This window comes from Limosilactobacillus pulli, assembly GCF_947381555.1.
Taxonomy (GTDB): domain Bacteria; phylum Bacillota; class Bacilli; order Lactobacillales; family Lactobacillaceae; genus Limosilactobacillus; species Limosilactobacillus pulli.
In genome coordinates, this window is record NZ_CANCWQ010000015.1 from 18,580 (window position 1) to 38,463 (window position 19,884).

Genomic DNA, 19,884 nt, shown 5'->3' on the forward strand with positions numbered 1-19,884 from the left:
GCCTTTTTGGCAGGTCATACCAGCCTTGCAGTATTCTTTTTCCATTTTCATCTCTCCATATTTGAAATTATCAACATAATACGCTGTTTAATCGGGGTTGGCTCATTGTCTGCTCAAATCTTTAGATATTTTTAGCAAACTTGATGGCTGTCAATTACCAAACGGCAAAATCTCCTTAAACTGTGATTAAACATTTGGAGAGGAGAAAAAATCATGTTCTTTGCCAAGCATAAAAAAGAAAGCGTCGTTTTAATGACGGCTTTGCTGATTATTGCCTACATTGGCCGCTTCACCAATCTGATCTGGCTATTTGATGTCTCGATGATCGCAATTGCCATTATCGGTGGCCTGCCACTGGTCTTTCGAGCAGTCGGGGCCTTGAAATTTAAAATTATCTCAATTGAGCTTTTGGTTTCAATTGCCGTAATCAGTGCCCTGGCAATTGGTGAATACAGTGAGGCCGGCATCGTGGTCTGGCTGTTTTCGGTTGGGGATTTGCTGGAAGAGATTACGCTTAAAAAAACCCGCAAGTCGATTCAAGATCTGGTTGATATGGCACCCAAGACGGCACTGAAGATTGAAAGTCCCAGTGATCGTTCGTTTGAAGAAGTTGACATTGACGAGATTGAAAAAGGCGATTATCTATTGGTCAAAACTGGTTCGCAGATTCCAGTCGATGGCCAAGTCGTCGCTGGCAATGGTCATGTTGATCAGGCCAGCATTACCGGCGAGTCCAAACCCAGCCACAAAGAAATCGGCAGCAGTGTATTTGCCGGCACGATTCTTTCCAGCGGAACGTTGGTTGTACAAGCCGAAAAGGTAGGCGAAGATACCACGTTTGGTCGGCTGATTGAATTGGTTGAAGAGGCTCAAGATAGTCAAACAAAGACCCAGCGTTTTATTGACCGCTTTTCACAATACTACACGCCATTGGTATTACTGTTGTCAATTATCGTAGGCCTGATTACCAAAGACTTACGCTTGGCAATTACCATTCTGGTCCTTGGCTGCCCAGGTGCTCTGGTAATCGGGGTGCCAATCTCGACGGTTGCCGGCATCGGCAGTGCAGCCAAACGAGGCATGATTGCCAAGGGTAGTGCTGCATTAGATGAGTTAACCAAGATTGATACGTTTGTTTTTGACAAGACCGGTACGCTGACGACGGGTCAGCCGAGTGTGGGAAAGGTTGTCAATGTCAATGGCGATCAGAATGAAAATCTAAAGATCCTGGCCAGCATTGAGCATGAGTCCAATCATCCGTTGGCCAAAGCCATTTTGGACTATTGGCAAAAAGATGACGTCTACCCGGTTAGCGACAGCCAGATTATTGATGGGCGCGGCATTCAGGCTGTCGTTAACCAGCACTCGGTTTTGGTTGGTAATGAAAGATTGTTAAACGAAGCCGGAATCGAAACGACCACCGATCAGCTTTCAAAGACCAGCTCACACGTTTTGCTGGCTGTTGATCACGAGCTGCGGCTGGTACTGGAGGTCAGTGATCAACTGCGTCCTGGGGCCAAAGCAGCATTGGACAATCTGAGAAAAATCAAGGACTATCGCCTCATCCTGCTTTCTGGCGATAACCAGGCAGCTGCTGAAAACATGGTGGCCGACCTGAACTTTAATGAAGTACGCGGTGATCTTTTGCCGGTCGACAAAGCAGCAGTCATCAAACAGCTGCAATCAGATGGCCATCAAGTGGCTTTTGTAGGGGACGGAATCAATGACAGTCCGGCATTAAGCGTGGCTGATCTAGGCATTGCCATGGGCAGTGGTACCGAAGCCGCCATTGACGTGGCTGATATTATCCTGGTCAACTCCAGTCCGGCTCAATTACCGATTGCCGTTCGTCATGCGCAAAAGACGATGCGCAACATGTATGAAAACATTGCAATTGCACTTTTGACGGTATTACTGTTGTTCATCGGTCTGTTTACCGGCTACATCTACATGGCGTCAGGGATGCTGGTTCATGAATTGAGTATTTTGATCGTCATCTTAAATGGTATGCGATTAATTCGTCATAATTGACCGTAATCAATTATTTATTAGAGTAAATCGACTAAGCTATATTCATAAATAAGCAAAGGGGAAATGAATCATGAAAAAAGTAACGTTAAAACTCAATGATCTGTCTTGTCCATCATGCATGAGCAAGATTCAAAAAGCCGTCAGCCAACAGCCTGGCGTATCCAATGCCGTGGTAATGTTTAATGCCGGCAAGGTCAAGGCTGAAGTTGATGAAAGCCAACTTGCACCAGAAGCATTGGGCGATGTTGTCAGCCAGCTTGGCTATCAAGTCGAAAAGATCATCGTTAAGGAGGCTTAATCATGAGTGAAATTGAAATTCGTTATGCAAAAGAACAAGAACGCAGCGACCATGAGCACCATGTTCCAACTGCTGGTGCCATGATCGGTCACATTACCGCCAACCTGGCAGTGCATGCTTTAAAGATTGAGCAGGTAGTTTTATTTGCCAAAGGGCCAGCCGTACTGTTTTTAGATCAGTATGGGCGGGCCTGGATTCAAAAAGAACTGGCTTTTTGGGATGATATCAATCGTGCCTTGCATGCCGAAGCAGATTTGGTGCCAACGACCAGTGAGGAGCTGCTTAAGTACAGCATGCTGACCGAAAATGGTGCTACTAAGTATGCTGATGGTAAAGATCAGCTGTTTGAGCTGGTTAAAGATTTTGATATGCAGCTATTGTTTATTACACGGGCCATTAAGCTGACCGAAAAAGAAGGGCATGAGGCGCAAAATCAACTGATGAAAGAGCTGTATGCCTGGATTAAGGAACAGATCAGGTTGACACAAAGCTTCTTGGGCCACGAACCAACCGAGGGCCTGCCATCTGCTGCAGAAGATGATGGCGATGATGCAGAATAAAATGTCTGATTTATAAAAGAGCTAAAGACTAGTAATAGAAATTATGCTTAAAGTGCACAAAAGTGTTTACTAGTGTGTAAACCATGTTATAATAGACTCATCTCAATAAAGCGAGGTGAGTCTATTTTTGGATAAGAAATATAAGGCTGGCGAGGCGGCTGAAATCCTTGGAGTATCGGTTTCTACTTTACAGCGTTGGGATCGTGAAGGACGGCTGAAGTCATACAGAAATGCAGCTAATCGGCGCTACTACACCCAAGAACAATTGAACAAGTATCTGGGCGTTACTAATGATGGCAGAAAAAATGTCATTTATGCCCGTGTGTCATCAGCTGGGCAAAAGCATGACTTAAAAGATCAAGAAGAATTTCTGATCGAGTATTGCAATGCCAAAGGCGTTATTGTGGATGAACATCTAAGTGACATTGGCAGTGGGTTAAACTACAATCGGCCTAAGTGGAACCAGCTTCTGCAGGACGTTGAAGACCGTAAGATTGACAAAATTTATGTCACATACAAGGATCGTTTTGTGCGATTTGGTTTTGATTGGTTTGCTAATTTCTGCAAGCGCCATGGAAGCGAGATTGTTGTCGTCAATAACCCTAAGACCAGTCCCGACAGAGAACTGGTTGACGATCTGGTAAGTATAATTCATGTCTTCTCTTATCGCTTATACGGCTTGAGAAGATACAAAACCAAGATTGAAGAAGATCCTAATCTGAAAGGCGGTGATAGCAAATGATGGCGAAAGCAGAAGAAGTGAAACTAGAAGAAACAGAAGAATCTACTACGGTAATCCAGACGAGAGTCTATGAGCTGCATCCTAACAAGGTTATGAGGCAGGCTTTGAATGAGGCGTGCGACTATCGTCGCTACTGCTTTAACCAAGGACTTGCTTTGTGGAATGAAATGTATGAAGCAAGACGGATTGCCAAAGCCACAAAACAGAAAGCCTTGCTTAAAGCATATCCATCACCAACTGAGCGAAAAGTTCGTGATGAATTGGTCGCCAATAAAGCCGACTGGCAGTACCAGTATTCAGCACACTTATTGCAACTTGCTATTACTGATCTTGCTAATGCTTGGAGCAATTTCTTTAATAAAGCCCAGCCAGATTGGGGCAAACCTAAATTCAAGTCAAAAAAAGAACCTAGGCAAGGTTTTAAAAGTGATCAGAGCAAGATTAAAGATGGAATTCTTTATTTAGAACGGGCAAGAGAAAGTACCATTCCAAAAGATCAATGGCGGGGCTTTAAGTTAAATGAAGAACCCCTGTCTGAGGAATTTGGCGTTGTCAGCTACTTTAAAGAAAAAGGTCGTTATTACGCTGCTATTCCGTATAAGATCAAGGCTGAGAATATTAAGACTTTGGATAAAACAGGCAAGGCAACGGCGGTTGACGTCAATGTTGGTCACTTTGACTACACGGACGGCCGAATAGTCGTTTTGCCTAAGCGTCTCAACAAAGTTTACAAGCGAATAAAGCATTATCAACGTCAGCTTGCCAGAAAACGAGTTGAAAATGGACAAGCAGCCTACAATAGCAAGAACTACTTGAAGACGAAAGCCAAGCTTCAAGCGTGCTATCGGAAGGCTGGTAATATCCAAAACAACTTGATGCAGAAGTTTACTACTGAGCTGGTCAAGGACTATGACAAGATCGTGATCGAAAGTTTGTCCGTGAAGGGCATGCTTATGAGCCACGTTGCCTCAAAAGGCGTTCATCGGTCAATGTTCGGCAAGTTTAAGCAGATCTTGACCTATAAGTGCGACTGGTACGGCAAGGAACTTATTCTGGCTAACAAGCTGTACCCGTCTACTCAGCGTTGTGCAGTCTGTGGCAACGTCAAAAAAGGTGATGATAAGCTCACTCTTTACGGTAACGAGAAGCACGGAACTAAGCACAATGAGTACGTCTGCTACAACGAAAAATGCCCGAACTACAACAAGGCCGTAGATCGGGACAAGAATGCGATGCTTAGCCTTTTAGCACTGGCCGAGCATCCGGAATTAAATCATGCACTATAAATTTTAATAGAAAGGAAGTTACGGTTATGGCTCCAGTCATAACCATGCGGGTTGGCTGTACCCGGGGAAGTGCGAGAGCCTTTCCAAGAAGTTGCAAGAGTGGCGCGCAAGTGCCTGCACTGGTCAATGCGATTACTCCCTTGTTGGAATATCGGAATACCGGCGATAACGGCAATAAGAAAAACGTCTGTATTTAAGTCTTCGGATATGTAGTCAAAATCAAAAATTGCCTACATTACACATGTTTTTTGCAGCAGCAGGAACAACTGGACGAAACTAAAAACTTTTCCTCTCAATATGAAAACCCGGATGATTCGCTAAGTAATGGTGGATCATCCGGGTTTTATTATGTAGGTATTGTCAGTCGCAAGTTAGCATTACAATTGCGTTTAAATTATTCTAAAGCTGATTTTTACTTAGCGACTGGGATGATTTGTTAACACATGAGCCAGGCTATGAATACGTGCTCGCCTTAAATACAATCGTAAAAAGATGCTGAAAAATACAGATGGCGTCATTTCAAACTCAAAAGTCTGAGATGACGCCATATTTTTAGTTAAGTAGAAAGTCGTTTTTTCAGCTGTTTAGCCTATGCCAGGCCCAGTTTCTTTTGGCAGGCTGGACAGATGCCATGGACTTCAATATCGCTTTGACTCACCAAAAAATTGGTTTTCTGACGAGTGATCTGCTGCAGATCTTTGGTTAATTCAGCAAAGTGATCATCAAAAACGTCTTGAATTAAGCCGCAGTTATCACAGACAACGTGATAGTGGGGATGACCAAAATAGTCGTAATGGGAGCTGCCATCACCGTTCTTCAATTCAATGACCAATTCATCTTCAACCAGCAGATTGATGGTGTTGTAGATCGTTGCCATGCTGATGTTGTCGGCTTCTTTTTTTAGATCAGCGTAAATCATCTCGACGCTAGGGTGCGTATGGTGATCGATCAAATAGCGCAGAATCAGTTTGCGCTGCGGGGTCAGACGAACATGTTTTTCACGCAGATGCTGCAGTGCGTGTTCATATTCTGAATTTGCCATTGCAACGATCATGCTCCTTTCACAGACGATTGATTCGACAAGTCATAATTATAGCATTGCCAAGGCAGATAATGCATTAGGAAATTAAATGTTTCTTTTTAGATAATAATAATTCTAAATTGATAAAAATAAAAACAATCTGCATCGCTAAGAGTTAGGCCCAAAATGTCAGTACCGTTGCTAATAGCTGCAATAAATTATAAAAAATCTGATTATGCGGTTCTGGCATTAATCGCTGCAACAGCCACCAGCTTAAGATCACCACGGCAATCGCCAAAAAAAGCGTGATCTTAAGTGGCCGCGTCAGCATTGCCAAAATCAATGCGATGCCAATGCCCCCCTCGATTAATGAAAAACGGGCCTCGTGTCGTAAAAACAATGGGGCATCGTAGAAACAAAAGATCAAAAGCAGTGGTACCAGTTTGATTAAATAGCTCCAAGACAAGAACTTCACTGAGATAAAAGTAAATGCCACTGGAATGCTCAAGGTCATCAAAAAGGCAAAAACGAATAGCCCGATTGGATTTTGAAACTCATGCAGATAAAGCTCACAGATCAAAAGATAGCAAGGCGGCAGTAAAAGCAGGACGAACAAAAAAACGTTACCGTGCAAAAAGCCGCTGATGGCAAACAAAAAGCTGAGCGCCAGCGGAATAATTGAGTTCAATGAACCGGACTGCTGATCAGAGATGATGGTCAAAGCTAGCGCAACGCAGGCCTGATAGGCAAACAAACTGTACAGGTCATGAGAAAAGACGGTGGTTTTGATCTGAATGGCATAGGCAAATGGAACATAAGACCAACAGCACATGATCAAGAAAACGTTAGGCAACAGATCGCGCCAGTTGATGTCTTGAAACTGCAGCCGAAAGCGCGATAGTAGATTTTGCAAAAAGATTCCTCCTGAACGAGTCGATGAATAATTTTATATTATTATACCAAATCCAATATTAAAAATTGATTATTATCACGTGACTATGTTAGGATGGTGAACGTTATAAAGCAAATTCCCGATAGGATTCACAGATTGTGAAGATGCCTTGTAACCGCAATAACCGAACTTTTTAGTTTAGAAAATGGGGGAATTATCAAAATGACTGAACGACACTTATTTACATCCGAATCAGTTTCGGAAGGACACCCAGACAAGATTGCTGACCAAATCAGTGACGCAATCCTTGATGCTGTGCTGACGGAGGATCCGGATGCGCGCTGTGCGATCGAGACCTCGGTTACAACTGGCCTGGTACTGGTATTTGGCGAAATGTCAACCACGGCTTACGTCAACATTCAACAGATCGTTCGCGAAACCATTCGTCAAATCGGCTACACGAATGGTCTTTACGGCTTTGATGCCGACAATTGTGCCGTAATTACTGCCATCGATGAACAGTCGCCTGATATCGCGCAAGGGGTTGACGACTCTTTGGAAACGCGGGGCGGTAATATTGATCCATTAGATAAGATTGGTGCTGGTGACCAAGGGCTCATGTTTGGCTATGCCACCGATGAAACGCCAGAATACATGCCATTGACTTTAATGCTCAGCCACAAGCTGATGCAGCGGATTGCCAAGCTGCGCAAGGAAGGTACGATTGCCTACCTGCGTCCTGATGCCAAGGCCGAAGTAACCGTTGAATACGACGAAAATGACCAGCCGTTGCGTGTCGACACGGTTGTTTTAAGTACACAGCATGATCCAGAGGTTTCTTTGGATCAGATTCGTCACGACGTTATCGAACAAGTCATCAAAGAAGTAATCCCGGCTGATCTGTTGGATGATAACGCCAAGTACTTCATCAATCCAACCGGCCGTTTTGTAATTGGCGGTCCACAAGGCGATGCTGGTCTGACCGGTCGTAAGATTATCGTAGACACTTACGGCGGGGCAGCACACCATGGTGGCGGGGCCTTTTCTGGTAAAGACGCTACCAAGGTTGACCGTTCGGCAAGCTATGCGGCTCGCTACATTGCCAAGAACTTGGTTGCAGCTGGCTATGCCAAGCGCCTGGAGATTCAGGTTGCCTACGCAATTGGGGTGGCGCAGCCAGTTTCAATTTCAATCAATACGTTTGGCACGGGTACCAAGTCAGAAGCAGAACTGATTGATGCCGTACGCAAGACGTTTGATCTGCGGCCAGCCGGAATCATCAAGATGCTGAATCTGAAGCGGCCAATCTACAAACAGACGGCTGCTTATGGTCACTTTGGTCGGACCGACATTGACCTGCCATGGGAACACTTGGACAAGGTTGACGAGTTAAAGGCTATTTTAGGCTAATATTTTCATTAAACAAGAAAACCATCGCTGCGGTTGGCAGCGATGGTTTTTTTATTTAATCTGCAACGAATTCAATATCATAGCTGTGATCAAGAATACGTACCTGATCTTGCTTTAGGCCAACGATTTTAACGTGACGATTCTGATCAACAAAGACGGCCCCCATGACGTCGGGATGATCTTTGACCCAGTTGGGAATTGGCTGACCAGCAAAAAAGAGGCGTCCGGTCTCAATCTCACCAGTAATCGACAGTCCAGAAAAGACGGTTACCCCCGCCAATTGTGTTTTTCTAGGGTGACCGGTAGCTGGATCGATGATATGGTGATAGTCTTGCCCATCGGCTTGCAGATGACGCTCATAAATGCCGCTGGTAACGGCAGAACATTCGGGCAGGGCAGCGACTAAAATTGACTGACCGCGCTTGGCACTAGGATCTTGAACACCGATACGCCATAGGCCGTCTTGGTGCTTAGGAGCCGTGCCATGCATTAAAATATTGCCGCCCAGATCAATGATGCCGGCACGGATGTCACGCGAGCGCCACAGATCCCGGATGCGATCGGCGATATAGCCCTTGGCAATGGCGCCCAGATCGATTTCCATACCTGGCTTTTTTAAAAAGATCGTCATGTCATCATCATTTAACTCAACGTCATGCGGATCGATCAGCTGCAGACGCTCTTGAATGGCTTTTTCGCTGGGAACGTGGGCATCATCAAAGCCAATGTGCCAAAGCTTGACCAATGGCCCAATCAAGGCATCAAAGCCATTGTCTTCCAAGCTGATCTCAATAGCTTTTTTGGCCAGATGATAGCTGGCATAAGAAACCTGAACCGGGCACTTACCAGCAGCCTGGTTGACGGCCATTAACTCAGAATGATCGCGATTAACGGTCAAAATGTCTTCATAGCGAGCAATTAATGCATAGGCATCGTCCAAGTCGCGCTGACTTGCACTGCCAAATGCTGTTAAGACAATATTGGTGCCCAGTCCATAATAGGTTTTTGAAATGGTATGCTGTGTCAGCTGATTGATGATTTGGGGATGATCGTTAGACCAAAGCGGGGTTTGATTTTCCATGATGGTGTCCTTTCTTGGCTTCAAGAATACTACTGTAATTATAACCTTAGATGCTTTGTCAACGTAATCGAAAATAAGTTAATTAGTGAACAACCATAAGACGAGATAGTCAGCAATATTGAAAATTATATTTTTATAAAAGCCGTTTTGATACCAATGAATTCGTTTGCGTTAAATTTGTCAAACATCTGAGAAATTGTTCACAATATCCCTGGAAAAAACCATTTAAAACGAGTAAGATGGACCCGTAAAGGTTAAATCAAGGAAGGGGTCTAGAGTCATGCATTCATTCTTAAGTATCGATGTCGGAGGGACAACGATTAAGTATGCCTTGCTGAACAACGCCGGTCAGATTACCAAAAAAGACAAGGTACCGACGCCAACTTCCAGCTTGACAGAATTCATGAAGTCGATTTATGCCATTATCGATCAGTATCAGTCTGAAATCAGCGGCTTGGCAGTCTGCGTACCAGGCAAGGTTGATCCTAAAAATGAGGTCGTTGTATTTAGCGACACTTTGCCGTTTTTAAAGGGTTGGGATCTGCCAAAGCTCTTTAAGGAACATTATCGTAAGATTCTGCCAATTATCGTAGAAAACGAAGGACGCGCGGCAGCGCTAGCCGAGTCCTGGCTGGGCAACCTGCATGGTGAAACGGATGCCGCGGCCATTCTTTTGGGAACGGACATCAGCTCAGGAATTATCACCAATGGCCAATTAAACTATGGTGCACATGCTGGTGCCGGGATGCTGAATTTTGTACCAACCAACTTTAAAGCTGAAGGAACCGATCGCTTGGCCGGCTTTAACGGCTCATCGGTCAAGATGATTCAAGACGTTATCAAAGCTTCTGGCCTGCCAGAAGGTGCCGATGGCCAGGCCGCCTTTCGGATGATTGAGGCTGGCAACCCAGATGCAGCCAAGGTCTTTAACGAATATTGCTACCAGATTGCCTGCTTGATTTTGAGCATGCAGGCAATCGTCGATTTGAACAAGGTCGTGATCGGTGGCGGAATCTCAGCGCAGCCGGTTCTGATCAAGACCATCAATGATCAATATGACCAGCTGGTTGACTCAATGCCAATCGTTAAAAAAGAAATGGTCAAGCCAAAGATCGAACCTGCCAAGTTCAAAAATGATGCCAATCTGTATGGGGCTTTGGACGCTTTGCTGCTGAAACTCGACGAGCAAAATTAAAAAATTATTAGAAAAGGGACTTGCACTTATTGACAGTCCTTGCTAGAATAGTTTGTAATCTTTGATCGTAGAGGAGTTAGTAGCCGATTTTTCTGCTTAAAGAGACCGGACGGGGGTGCAAGTCCGGAGCAGACCTTGGTGAACTGGCCTCAAAAAATTGCTGCTGAATCAATAGTAGGCGGCAACGTGAAATTCGCGTTAAGAATCTCAAGTGCCATGCATAATGCGTGGAATTCAGGTGGTACCGCGGATTTTAGATTCGTCCTGCATTTGTTGCAGGGCGTTTTTTTATACGATCAAGCCTACTGAAAATTAGGATTTTAAAAGGAGCAATAGCAATGGCTTACGATCACAAAACGATTGAAAAGAAATGGCAGCGCTACTGGAAGAAGAACAAGACCTTTAAGGCCGAGATCAACAAGGACCAAAAGAAGTACTATGCTTTAGACATGTTCCCATACCCATCTGGACAAGGGCTGCATGTTGGTCACCCTGAAGGCTACACCGCTACGGACGTGGTTTCTCGGATGAAGCGGATGCAAGGCTACAACGTACTGCACCCAATGGGCTGGGATGCCTTTGGTCTGCCGGCTGAACAATATGCCTTAAAGACTGGTCATAATCCGAAAGGCTTTACCAACCAAAATATCGACCACTTCAGAGATCAGATTCAATCGCTGGGTTTCTCATACGATTGGGATCATGAAGTCAACACGACTGATCCAAACTACTACAAGTGGACGCAATGGATCTTTGAACAGCTCTACAAGAAGGGGCTGGCCTACGAAGACGAGATCATGGTCAACTGGGCCCCCGACTTTATGGGTGGTACGGTTGTTTCCAATGAAGAAGTCGTTGATGGCAAAACAGAACGTGGCGGCTACCCAGTTTACCGTAAGCCAATGAAGCAATGGGTCTTGAAGATCACGGCCTATGCTGATCGTTTGATTGATGATCTGGACCTGGTTGACTGGCCAGAAAGCGTTAAGGAAATGCAGCGCAACTGGATCGGCCGTTCTGAAGGGGCTTCCGTCTTCTTTGGTATCGATGGTCATGATGACAAGATCGAAGTCTTCACCACGCGTCCCGACACGCTGTTTGGGGTTTCTTACGTTGTTTTGGCTCCTGAACTGGACCTGGTCGATGAATTAACGACGCCTGAACACAAGGCTGAAGTTGAAGCCTACAAAGAAACAACGTCGCGCCGCTCGGATCTGGAACGGACTGACTTAAACAAGGACAAGACTGGTGTATTTACCGGATCTTACGCCATCAACCCGGTTAACGGCGAAAAGCTGCCAATCTGGATTTCAGACTACGTTTTGGCCTCATACGGTACTGGTGCGGTAATGGCCGTGCCTGCCGGTGACCAGCGTGACTGGGACTTTGCCAAGAAGTTTGATCTGCCAATCAAGCCAATCATCAAGGGTGCCGACATTTCCGAAGCTGCTTATGATGGTGATGGTGAGCACATCAACTCTGGCTTCTTGGATGGCATGAAGATCGAAGAAGCCAAAAAGGCGATGATTGACTGGCTGGAAGAACATGATGCCGGCCACAAGAAGGTCAACTACCGGTTGCGTGACTGGATCTTCTCTCGGCAACGCTACTGGGGTGAGCCAATTCCGGTTATTCACTGGGATGACGGTACGACTTCATTGGTTCCAGAAGACGAGCTGCCATTAAAGCTGCCTGACATGAAGAACATTGAGCCATCTGGTACCGGTGAGAGTCCACTGGCCAACGCAACTGATTGGATCAACGTTTATGACGAAAACGGTCGTCATGGTCTGCGTGAAACCAACACGATGCCACAGTGGGCCGGCTCATCATGGTACTGGTTGCGCTACACGGATCCGCACAACGAAAAGGAATTTGCTTCCAAAGAGGCACTGGACTACTGGTCACCAGTTGATCTGTACGTTGGTGGGGCCGAACACGCCGTCTTGCACCTGCTGTACGCTCGTTTCTGGCACAAGGTTCTCTATGACTTGGGCTACGTGCCAACGCCAGAGCCATTTATGAAGTTGGTTAACCAAGGGATGATTCTGGGCTCCAACCACGAAAAGATGTCCAAGTCCAAGGGCAATGTCGTTAACCCAGATGACATCGTAGAACAATACGGTGCCGACACGCTGCGGCTGTACGAAATGTTTATGGGTCCTTTGACTGAGTCCGTGCCTTGGGATACTAAGGGATTGCACGGTGCCTACAAGTGGATCAACCGGGTATGGCGTTTGATGATGGATGACAATAACCATCTGCGTGACCGTGTTTCCAACTTTAATGATGGCAAGCTGACGCACATCTACAACCAGACCGTCAAGAAGGTTACGGAAGACTTTGAGCGGATGCATTTCAACACGGCGATTTCCCAACTGATGGTCTTTGTTAATGAGGCCTACAAGGTTGATGATCTGCCGGTTGAATACATGGAAGGTCTGATCAAGATGATCTCACCAGTTATTCCACACGTTGCCGAAGAACTTTGGAGTCAGTTCCACGTTTCCGATACGATTGCCTACCAGCCATGGCCAACTTACGATCCAAAAGCCTTGGAAGAAGCCACGGTTGAAATGATCGTCCAGGTTAACGGCAAAGTCCGGGCCCGAATCGAAATGCCAAAGGATGCCGATAAAGAAACGGCTCAAGCAAAGGCATTAGCCAACGAACACGTACAAAAGTTCATTGAAGGTAAAGAAATCAAGAAGGTTATCGTCGTACCAAACCACATTGTCAACATCGTGGTGAAGTAAGCGATGATTAATCAAAAGGTCGGCATTCGGCATCGTCGAAGCTGGCCTTTTTACTTTTGAGAAAGGAATTAAAAATGGAATTAGCCAGTTACGCAGCGGTTTTTACACCGACGGCAAAAGAGATTCAAGTTGATTTTCCCGATGTACCAGAGGCTTTTACGCAAGGGCAGACCATGGATGAGGCCATTGAAAATGCCAAGCTGGGTCTGGCAATCGTGATCAACGATAAATTAGGGCATTTTGAACCGGCGCCAAAAGTCACCCCACTTGAGCAGGTGCAAAAAGCATTTCCTGATCGTGAGGTGCGCATGGTTGAGGTTGATCTGGAAAAATATTGAGATGCTTAATTTAATTGCCGTAATGCCGGGAATTAAACGTAGCGGGATGTGTTTGGTAAAATGACTTACTAAAGATAAGAGGTTGACATTTGAAAACCAGCTCGCTATAATAAAGTCATTAATTTTTTAAGAGAATTTTAATCATTAAATCATTGCGGAAGGGAGGAATTTTCATGTTGAGTAATCAGTTTGCATCACGGAAAATTTCTGCCCTTGTGTCAATGATGGCCTGTTGTTAATCCATCCTCAGTCGATTGATCGATTTGAGGCCTTTTTGGGTTCCTGAATTTTTGGGGAACTCAAAAGGCTGTTTGAGGAAGGAAGAGACAGCAGGCCTTTTTTCATGCATTTTTTAGATTAGACACTATTTAACTAATTGTCTAAAAGGGAGTGAGGAGTTTGAGTTGGACGATCATTCAGCAAAGCCTGCCGGAGTTTGCCAAGGGCTTTCGACTGACGCTGTGGCTGTCGTTGGTCGGTATTTTAGGCGCCATGGTCGTTGGGATCATCGTCAGTCTGGTGCGGTATTTCAAGGTACCATATCTGGCAGGCATTCTGGGTGCTTATGTTGAGCTGGCCCGCAATACACCGCTTTTGATTCAGTTGTTCTTTTTATACTATGCCTTTCCGGTAATTGGCTGGAAAATGAGCGCGGCTACCTGTGGAATCGTTGGTCTGATCTTTTTAGGTGGCGCCTACATGGCAGAGGGCTTTAGCGGCGGCTTTAACGGGGTGGCCAAGACGCAGCTTGAATCTGGTAAGGCGCTAGGAATGAACGACTGGCAACTGGCCCGTTACGTAGTATTTCCACAAGGGTTCGCGCTTTCGGTACCGGCCCTGGCTGCCAACGTGATTTTTTTAATTAAGGAAACCTCGATTTTTTCGGTGATTGCCATTCCAGAATTAACGAACACGGCCCTGGATCTGATCGGTCTTTACTACCGTTCCAACGAATATCTTTTCGTTTTGGTGATCGCCTACGCAATTATCTTGATTCCACTGTCCTTGATTTTGACCTGGCTGGAAAGGAGGGTTCGCTATGGCACATTCGGGAATTAATGTTTTGTTTGAGGGCCACAATTTTGTCCGACTGCTAGGCGGATTATGGACCACGGTTTGGATCGCAGCATTATCTTTGCTGATTGGGTTGGCGTTGGGCGCGCTGCTGGGGATCTTGCGGACGTTTAAGAATCGGCTGCTGCGCTTGATTCTACGGCTTTATCTAGAATTTTTCCGGATCGTGCCCACGGTTGTGCTGCTGTTTTTGGCCTATTACATCCTGCCAAGAATGATGCATGTGGCCAACCTCCCTGGATCTTTGATGGCCGTTGTTGCCTTTGCCTTATGGGTAGCCGCGGAATTCAGCGATATCGTTCGAGGAGCTTTGATCTCGGTTCCTAAGCATCAGCGGGAATCGGGTATGGCGTTGGGCTTGAACCGCCACCAGCTGTTTTACTACGTTTTATTTCCCCAAGCATTTCGCCTGGAGCTGCCGGCAACGATCAATCTGGCAACGCGGGTGATTAAAACGACCTCACTTTTGATGATGATCAGCGTGATGGATGTCATCAACATTGGTCAGCAGATTATCGAGGCCAATAATCATCTTTATCGAACAGGGGTCTTTTGGGTCTATGGTTTGATTTTCGTGTTTTATTTCCTGGTGGATTATCCACTGTCGCGCTGGGCAAAAAAGATGGATGCCAAACAAGCAGATTAAGGGGGATGTCTTTTGACTGAAGAAATTTTAAAAGTAGCACATTTAAACAAGTTTTACGGTAAACGTCAAGTCTTGTTCGATATTAACTTTGATCTCAAAAAAGGTGAGGTGCTGGCACTGCTGGGACCTTCTGGATCGGGCAAGAGTACGACGATTCGCACGTTGAACGGCTTAGAGGACTTTCAAAGCGGTCAGATCACTTTTGAAGGCCAAAACGTGATTCCAGATGAAAAGCATTGGCAAGAGCTGCGGCAAAAGATCGGCATGGTTTTTCAAAGCTATGACCTGTTTCCAAATATGACGGTTTTAGAAAATATCGTCCTGGCACCAACCAAGGTTCAGCACCGGGAACAAAAGGAGGCAGAAGCTGAAGCCAAAAAACTGCTGGCCATGGTTGGCTTGAGCAATTATGCGCAGTCTTACCCGCGGCAGCTGTCAGGTGGGCAAAAACAGCGGATTGCCATCGTCAGAGCGCTGGCGATGCATCCGGATTTGATGCTGTTTGATGAGGTCACGGCCTCATTGGATCCTGAGATGGTAAGAGGAGTCTTGGAGATCATCAAGAAACTGAGTGACGAAGAAGACATGACGATGCTGATCGTAACCCATGAGATGAATTTTGCCGCCCAGATTGCCGATCGGGTGCTGTTTTTGGAAGATGGTCATATTTTAGAGGATACGCCGGGTCAGCAGTTCTTTAAGCAACCGCAGACCGAGCGTGCACAGAAGTTCTTAGAGAGTATGGATTTTTAAGTGTTTTTGAGAAAAGGGGAATTAATTATGAAAAAGCAGAGTCTAAAAAAACTGATTCAAACGCTGGTATTGGCCCTGGGAGCATTTCTGTTGGCATTTGCACCATTGGCAAGTACTTTGACGGCCCATGCCGCTGATAATCAAAATTCGGTTTCGGCAATCAAGAAGCGTGGCTATATCAAGATTGCCGTCTTTGGCGACCTGCCGCCATATGGCTGGGTCAACAAGGATGGCAAGCGCGTAGGATATGATCTGTATCTGGCACGGCGGATTGCCAAGGACTTAGGCGTCAAGGCCAAGTTCGTACAGGTTAACGCCAACAACCGAGTTGACACGCTGAACTCCAACAAGGCGGATCTGGTTTTGGCCAACTTTACGGTCACGCCGGAACGTAAGCAGACGGTTGATTTTGCTAAGCCATACATGAAGGTTTCCGTTGGAGTCGTTTCTAAAAAGAGCGATCCAATTACTAAGGTCAGCCAATTGAAGGGACAAAAGCTGATCGTCAACAAGGGAACGACGGCGGAACAATACTTTACTCAACACCAGACCGGCGCCAGTCTTTTGAAGTTTGACTCCAAGACGCAGCAGTTCAACGCGCTTAAAAATGGTCGGGCCAAAGCATTGGCTGACGATAACTCTTACCTGTACGCTTGGGTCAAGAACAATCCTAAGTACATGGTCGGCATTAAGCAGTTGGGTAAGAGCTCATACATCGCCCCAGCTGTTAAGAAAGGGAACAAGTCGCTTTTGAACTGGACTAACAAGGAAATCACCAAGCTTAACGGTGAAAACTTCTTTGAAAAAGACTACAATCAAGAGTTGAAGCCTTACTTCGGTTCCGAGGTTAAGGCTAGCGACATCATTTTGACTAATCAAAAATAGTCATTGATGAATGCTCTAAAATATGAACTGTAAAAATGTCGTCGGTTAATTGCCGCGGCGTTTTTTAATTGATTGATGGATGAATGTGATTTACTAAATTTTTAATACAGAGTAAAAAATTTAGTTGACATGAGAAAACTACGTGACTATAATGAGTAAAAATTAAGAAAATCATTAAATGATAATTACAAAAGCGTTGAAGAGAAGAGTAGGTTGCTTTATTAGTGTTTCAGCGACTGCCGTTAGTGAAAGGGCAGCACGAACCAGCAGCTGAAGATGAGCTTGGAGCAAGGCGTTTGGTCAAATTGGCTGAATTCCCGGCAGGATCCGTTACCATCCCAGACATCAATTGGTGTTGTTGAGGCCGCTGTGGGCAATCCAGCGGTAAAATCGGGTGGTACCACGTCGGATCAGCTGCGTCGTCCTGAATCTATCAATTAGGTTCAGGGCTTTTTTATTGCCTTGAGAAAGGGGAAAGACATGACAGAATTTAATACCAGACTGGTACACGGACCAGCCCAAAACGACAACCAAACTGGAGCGGTCAACGTACCTATCTATACTTCAACGACCTACCGCTATCCTAAAATTGGGGCACCGGTACAGTATGACTACGGACGTTCGGGCAATCCAACGCGCCAGTACTTGGAAGATCAATTAGCGGCTCTGGAACATGGCACGCGGGGATTTGCGCTTTCTTCTGGGATGGCGGCGATTCATACGGCATTGGCGATTTTTAAAGCCGGCGATCATATCATTGTTGGCGATCAGATCTATGGCGGCACGTTTCGGCTGCTTAATCAGTTCTTTAAGCACTGGGGACTGAGTGCAACACCGGTTGACACCAGAGATCCGGCTGCCATTGAACGCGCGATCCAGCCCAATACCAAAGCCGTTTATTTTGAGCCGGTTACCAATCCGCTGCTACAGGTGACACCAATTGCTGCTGTGGCTAAGGTTGCTAAAAAACACCACTTGCTAACGATTGTTGATAATACCTTTTTAAGTCCCTATCTTTGTCAGCCATTGACTTTAGGCGCCGATATTGTCATTCATAGCGCGACTAAGTATCTGGCTGGTCATTCCGACGTTAGTGCCGGGGCGGTGATTACCAATGATGAAGAACTGGGCAAACGACTTTACTTTATTCAAAACGCATTAGGAGCCGTGCTTTCACCAGAAGACAGCAATCTGGCGCGGCGCGGACTGCAGACGTTAAGCGTCAGAATGGATCGCCAGCAAGAAAACGTACGAGCCATTATTGAATACTTGCAGACCAAAAGCACCGTCAAAAAGATCTATTATCCAGGCGTGCCAGATCAGCCAGGTTATGCAACGCTAAGCACGCAGGCCAAGGGAGCGGGTGGCGTGCTTTCAGTTGAATTAAGCGATGACGTGGATGCGGTTAGGTTCGTCAATTCATTGCAGCTGTTTCAATTAGCGGTCAGTTTAGGATCGGTTGAAAGTCTGGTTGAACTGCCAAGCAAGATGAGTCACGCGGAGCTTTCACCAACCGAACAGCTCAAGGCTGGGATTACGCCAGGGCTGATTCGCTTGGCAGTCGGTATCGAAGACCAGCGTGATCTGATTGCCGATCTTGATCAGGCATTGGCTAAGGCGCGCTGATTTAATAACTGGGAGTTTGAGAATTTAGGAAAGAAGGAATCTACTTATGTGTGAATGTCAAAAGAATGAGTCTGAACTGTCACTGGCAACGATTGCGGCTCAAGCAGGTAATCATGAAGATGAAAGAGGCGCGGTTTCGTTGCCGATCTATCTGTCATCCAACTATCGCCACCCAACATTAAAAGAAGCCATCAATTTTGATGCGACCAAAAACTACACCTATTCACGTTTATCGACGCCTAATCGTCGGGCTGTCGAAAAAACACTGGCCAGCCTAGAAGGTGGTACGACCGGCTTTGCTCTTAGCTCTGGGATGGCTGCCGTACAATTGGCACTAAGCATTTTAAAGACGGGTGATCGTTTGATTTCTTTAGATGATCTATACGGTGGGGACTTTCGCTACTTTGACTATCTCAAAAAGCATGCCGGTATTGAGTTTGATCAATGGAACGGGCAAAAGATTTCAGAGTTGGTTGCAAAGCTGACATCAGATACCAAAATTATCTGGCTGGAAACACCATCCAACCCAACAATGAAAGAAATCGACATTCACGCAGTGGCTACAGCAGTTCATGAATACGATCCACAGATTAAAGTAATTGTCGATAATACGTTTTATACGCCAATCTATCAGCGGCCATTACTGGAAGGTGCCGATGTAGTGATTCATAGTGCGACTAAGTACCTGTCCGGTCACAATGACTTGTTGGGCGGTGCCGTTGTCGTTAAAGATGAAAAACTCGCTGATGAATATTACGACTACTACATTACGACAGGTGATACGCTGGACTCATTTGACTCATGGCTGCTTTTGCGAAGTCTTAAAACGCTCAAGGTACGCATGGCTCAGCATACTAAAAACGCCCAAGCCATCGTTGAATATCTTAAGCAGGCACCTGAAGTTGAAAAAGTGCTTTATCCAGGCAAAGGCGGCATGGTCAGCTTTTATTTAAAAGAAGAGTCACAAGTCGAAAGGCTGTTGAACAACGTCAAGGTGATCACGTTTGCCGAAAGTCTGGGCGGTATTGAGAGTCTGATTACGATTCCATACTACCAGACGCATGCCGACGTTCCAGTCAAGCAACGTCAGCGCCTAGGGATCACGACCAAATTATTGCGGCTTTCAGTTGGCTTAGAGGATGCTGATGATCTGATCGAAGATATCAAGCAGGCACTGGCTTATCGTTAAGCTTTTCTTAACAATTTATTAATTAATTTGCGCTATCTGCCAAATCAAGCTAGAATGGTTAGGATTATTTTTTGAAATTTTAACAATTAAAAAGGTAGGAA

Annotated in this window: 19 protein-coding genes, 1 riboswitch and 1 other annotated feature; of the genes, 16 read left to right on the forward strand and 3 right to left on the reverse strand. The window is 45.6% G+C overall.

All coding sequences use genetic code 11. The annotated features are described in order from the left end of the window. Positions 1 to 213: 213 nt before the first annotated feature. From QOS03_RS05865 to QOS03_RS05885, 5 genes are all read left to right on the forward strand, one after another. The gene (locus QOS03_RS05865) at positions 214 to 2,031 is read left to right on the forward strand and encodes a heavy metal translocating P-type ATPase (protein ID WP_283575695.1); all 1,818 of its coding nucleotides are present in this window, start codon (positions 214 to 216) and stop codon (positions 2,029 to 2,031) included. Positions 2,032 to 2,101: 70 nt separating this feature from the next. Next, positions 2,102 to 2,329 carry a heavy-metal-associated domain-containing protein gene (locus QOS03_RS05870; RefSeq protein WP_039945889.1) on the forward strand — a complete coding sequence of 76 codons (228 nt, stop codon included), beginning with the start codon at positions 2,102 to 2,104 and terminating at the stop codon, positions 2,327 to 2,329. Between the two features lie 2 nt (positions 2,330 to 2,331). Further along, positions 2,332 to 2,889 carry a DNA-binding protein gene (locus QOS03_RS05875; RefSeq protein WP_283575696.1) on the forward strand — a complete coding sequence of 186 codons (558 nt, stop codon included), beginning with the start codon at positions 2,332 to 2,334 and terminating at the stop codon, positions 2,887 to 2,889. Positions 2,890 to 3,016: 127 nt separating this feature from the next. Next, a complete protein-coding gene (locus tag QOS03_RS05880) occupies positions 3,017 to 3,631 on the forward strand; it encodes an IS607 family transposase (RefSeq protein ID WP_283575697.1) in 615 nt (204 codons plus the stop codon). After that, a complete protein-coding gene (locus tag QOS03_RS05885) occupies positions 3,631 to 4,917 on the forward strand; it encodes an RNA-guided endonuclease InsQ/TnpB family protein (protein ID WP_283575711.1) in 1,287 nt (428 codons plus the stop codon). Before QOS03_RS05880 ends, QOS03_RS05885 begins: the two co-directional genes overlap by 1 nt. A 589-nt stretch (positions 4,918 to 5,506) precedes the next feature. Here the strand turns inward: QOS03_RS05885 and QOS03_RS05890 are convergent. Both QOS03_RS05890 and QOS03_RS05895 read right to left on the reverse strand, forming a co-directional pair. Further along, the gene (locus QOS03_RS05890; RefSeq protein WP_283575698.1) at positions 5,507 to 5,959 is read right to left on the reverse strand and encodes a Fur family transcriptional regulator; all 453 of its coding nucleotides are present in this window, start codon (positions 5,957 to 5,959) and stop codon (positions 5,507 to 5,509) included. Between the two features lie 154 nt (positions 5,960 to 6,113). After that, complete coding sequence (locus QOS03_RS05895; RefSeq protein WP_283575699.1) at positions 6,114 to 6,851, reverse strand: hypothetical protein; 738 nt, start codon at positions 6,849 to 6,851, stop codon at positions 6,114 to 6,116. A 98-nt stretch (positions 6,852 to 6,949) separates the two neighbouring features. Further along, a riboswitch (SMK box riboswitch) is annotated at positions 6,950 to 7,055 on the forward strand. Between QOS03_RS05895 and metK the strand changes: the two genes are divergently transcribed. Next, positions 7,053 to 8,240 (forward strand): methionine adenosyltransferase, encoded by a 1,188-nt coding sequence (metK, locus tag QOS03_RS05900; RefSeq protein ID WP_283575700.1) that lies wholly within the window; start codon positions 7,053 to 7,055, stop codon positions 8,238 to 8,240. Its footprint overlaps the riboswitch before it by 3 nt. Before the next feature lie 55 nt (positions 8,241 to 8,295). On the opposite strand, the gene QOS03_RS05905 is transcribed toward metK, so the two are convergent. Continuing rightward, on the reverse strand, positions 8,296 to 9,321 hold the full coding sequence (locus tag QOS03_RS05905) for an FAD:protein FMN transferase (protein WP_283575701.1): 1,026 nt from the start codon (positions 9,319 to 9,321) through the stop codon (positions 8,296 to 8,298). A gap of 280 nt (positions 9,322 to 9,601) precedes the next feature. On the opposite strand from QOS03_RS05905, the gene QOS03_RS05910 reads away from it, so the two are divergent. The 10 genes from QOS03_RS05910 (at position 9,602) to QOS03_RS05955 (ending at position 19,783) form a co-directional block, all read left to right on the forward strand. Continuing rightward, the gene (locus QOS03_RS05910) at positions 9,602 to 10,516 is read left to right on the forward strand and encodes an ROK family protein (protein WP_128513028.1); all 915 of its coding nucleotides are present in this window, start codon (positions 9,602 to 9,604) and stop codon (positions 10,514 to 10,516) included. Between the two features lie 55 nt (positions 10,517 to 10,571). Then, positions 10,572 to 10,786: a binding site (T-box leader), on the forward strand. Positions 10,787 to 10,854: 68 nt separating this feature from the next. Next, a complete protein-coding gene (gene leuS, locus QOS03_RS05915; protein WP_283575702.1) occupies positions 10,855 to 13,272 on the forward strand; it encodes a leucine--tRNA ligase in 2,418 nt (805 codons plus the stop codon). Positions 13,273 to 13,346: 74 nt separating this feature from the next. Further along, entirely contained in the window at positions 13,347 to 13,610 is a 264-nt protein-coding gene (locus QOS03_RS05920) for a type II toxin-antitoxin system HicB family antitoxin (RefSeq protein ID WP_283575703.1), read from the forward strand. Between the two features lie 399 nt (positions 13,611 to 14,009). Then, positions 14,010 to 14,669 carry an amino acid ABC transporter permease gene (locus QOS03_RS05925; protein ID WP_283575704.1) on the forward strand — a complete coding sequence of 220 codons (660 nt, stop codon included), beginning with the start codon at positions 14,010 to 14,012 and terminating at the stop codon, positions 14,667 to 14,669. Next, positions 14,650 to 15,330 carry an amino acid ABC transporter permease gene (locus QOS03_RS05930; protein WP_283575705.1) on the forward strand — a complete coding sequence of 227 codons (681 nt, stop codon included), beginning with the start codon at positions 14,650 to 14,652 and terminating at the stop codon, positions 15,328 to 15,330. The genes QOS03_RS05925 and QOS03_RS05930 overlap by 20 nt, the downstream gene beginning before the upstream one ends. Before the next feature lie 12 nt (positions 15,331 to 15,342). Beyond that, positions 15,343 to 16,083, forward strand: coding sequence for an amino acid ABC transporter ATP-binding protein (locus tag QOS03_RS05935; RefSeq protein ID WP_272225829.1), 741 nt, complete (start codon positions 15,343 to 15,345; stop codon positions 16,081 to 16,083). Between the two features lie 27 nt (positions 16,084 to 16,110). Further along, positions 16,111 to 16,968 carry a transporter substrate-binding domain-containing protein gene (locus tag QOS03_RS05940; RefSeq protein WP_283575706.1) on the forward strand — a complete coding sequence of 286 codons (858 nt, stop codon included), beginning with the start codon at positions 16,111 to 16,113 and terminating at the stop codon, positions 16,966 to 16,968. Between the two features lie 276 nt (positions 16,969 to 17,244). Continuing rightward, on the forward strand, positions 17,245 to 17,409 hold the full coding sequence (locus QOS03_RS05945; protein ID WP_283575707.1) for a hypothetical protein: 165 nt from the start codon (positions 17,245 to 17,247) through the stop codon (positions 17,407 to 17,409). A 39-nt stretch (positions 17,410 to 17,448) separates the two neighbouring features. Continuing rightward, the gene (locus QOS03_RS05950) at positions 17,449 to 18,594 is read left to right on the forward strand and encodes a trans-sulfuration enzyme family protein (protein WP_283575708.1); all 1,146 of its coding nucleotides are present in this window, start codon (positions 17,449 to 17,451) and stop codon (positions 18,592 to 18,594) included. Between the two features lie 46 nt (positions 18,595 to 18,640). Further along, positions 18,641 to 19,783: a trans-sulfuration enzyme family protein gene (locus QOS03_RS05955; RefSeq protein WP_283575709.1), complete on the forward strand. Its 1,143-nt coding sequence runs from the start codon at positions 18,641 to 18,643 to the stop codon at positions 19,781 to 19,783. Positions 19,784 to 19,884 lie beyond the last annotated feature (101 nt).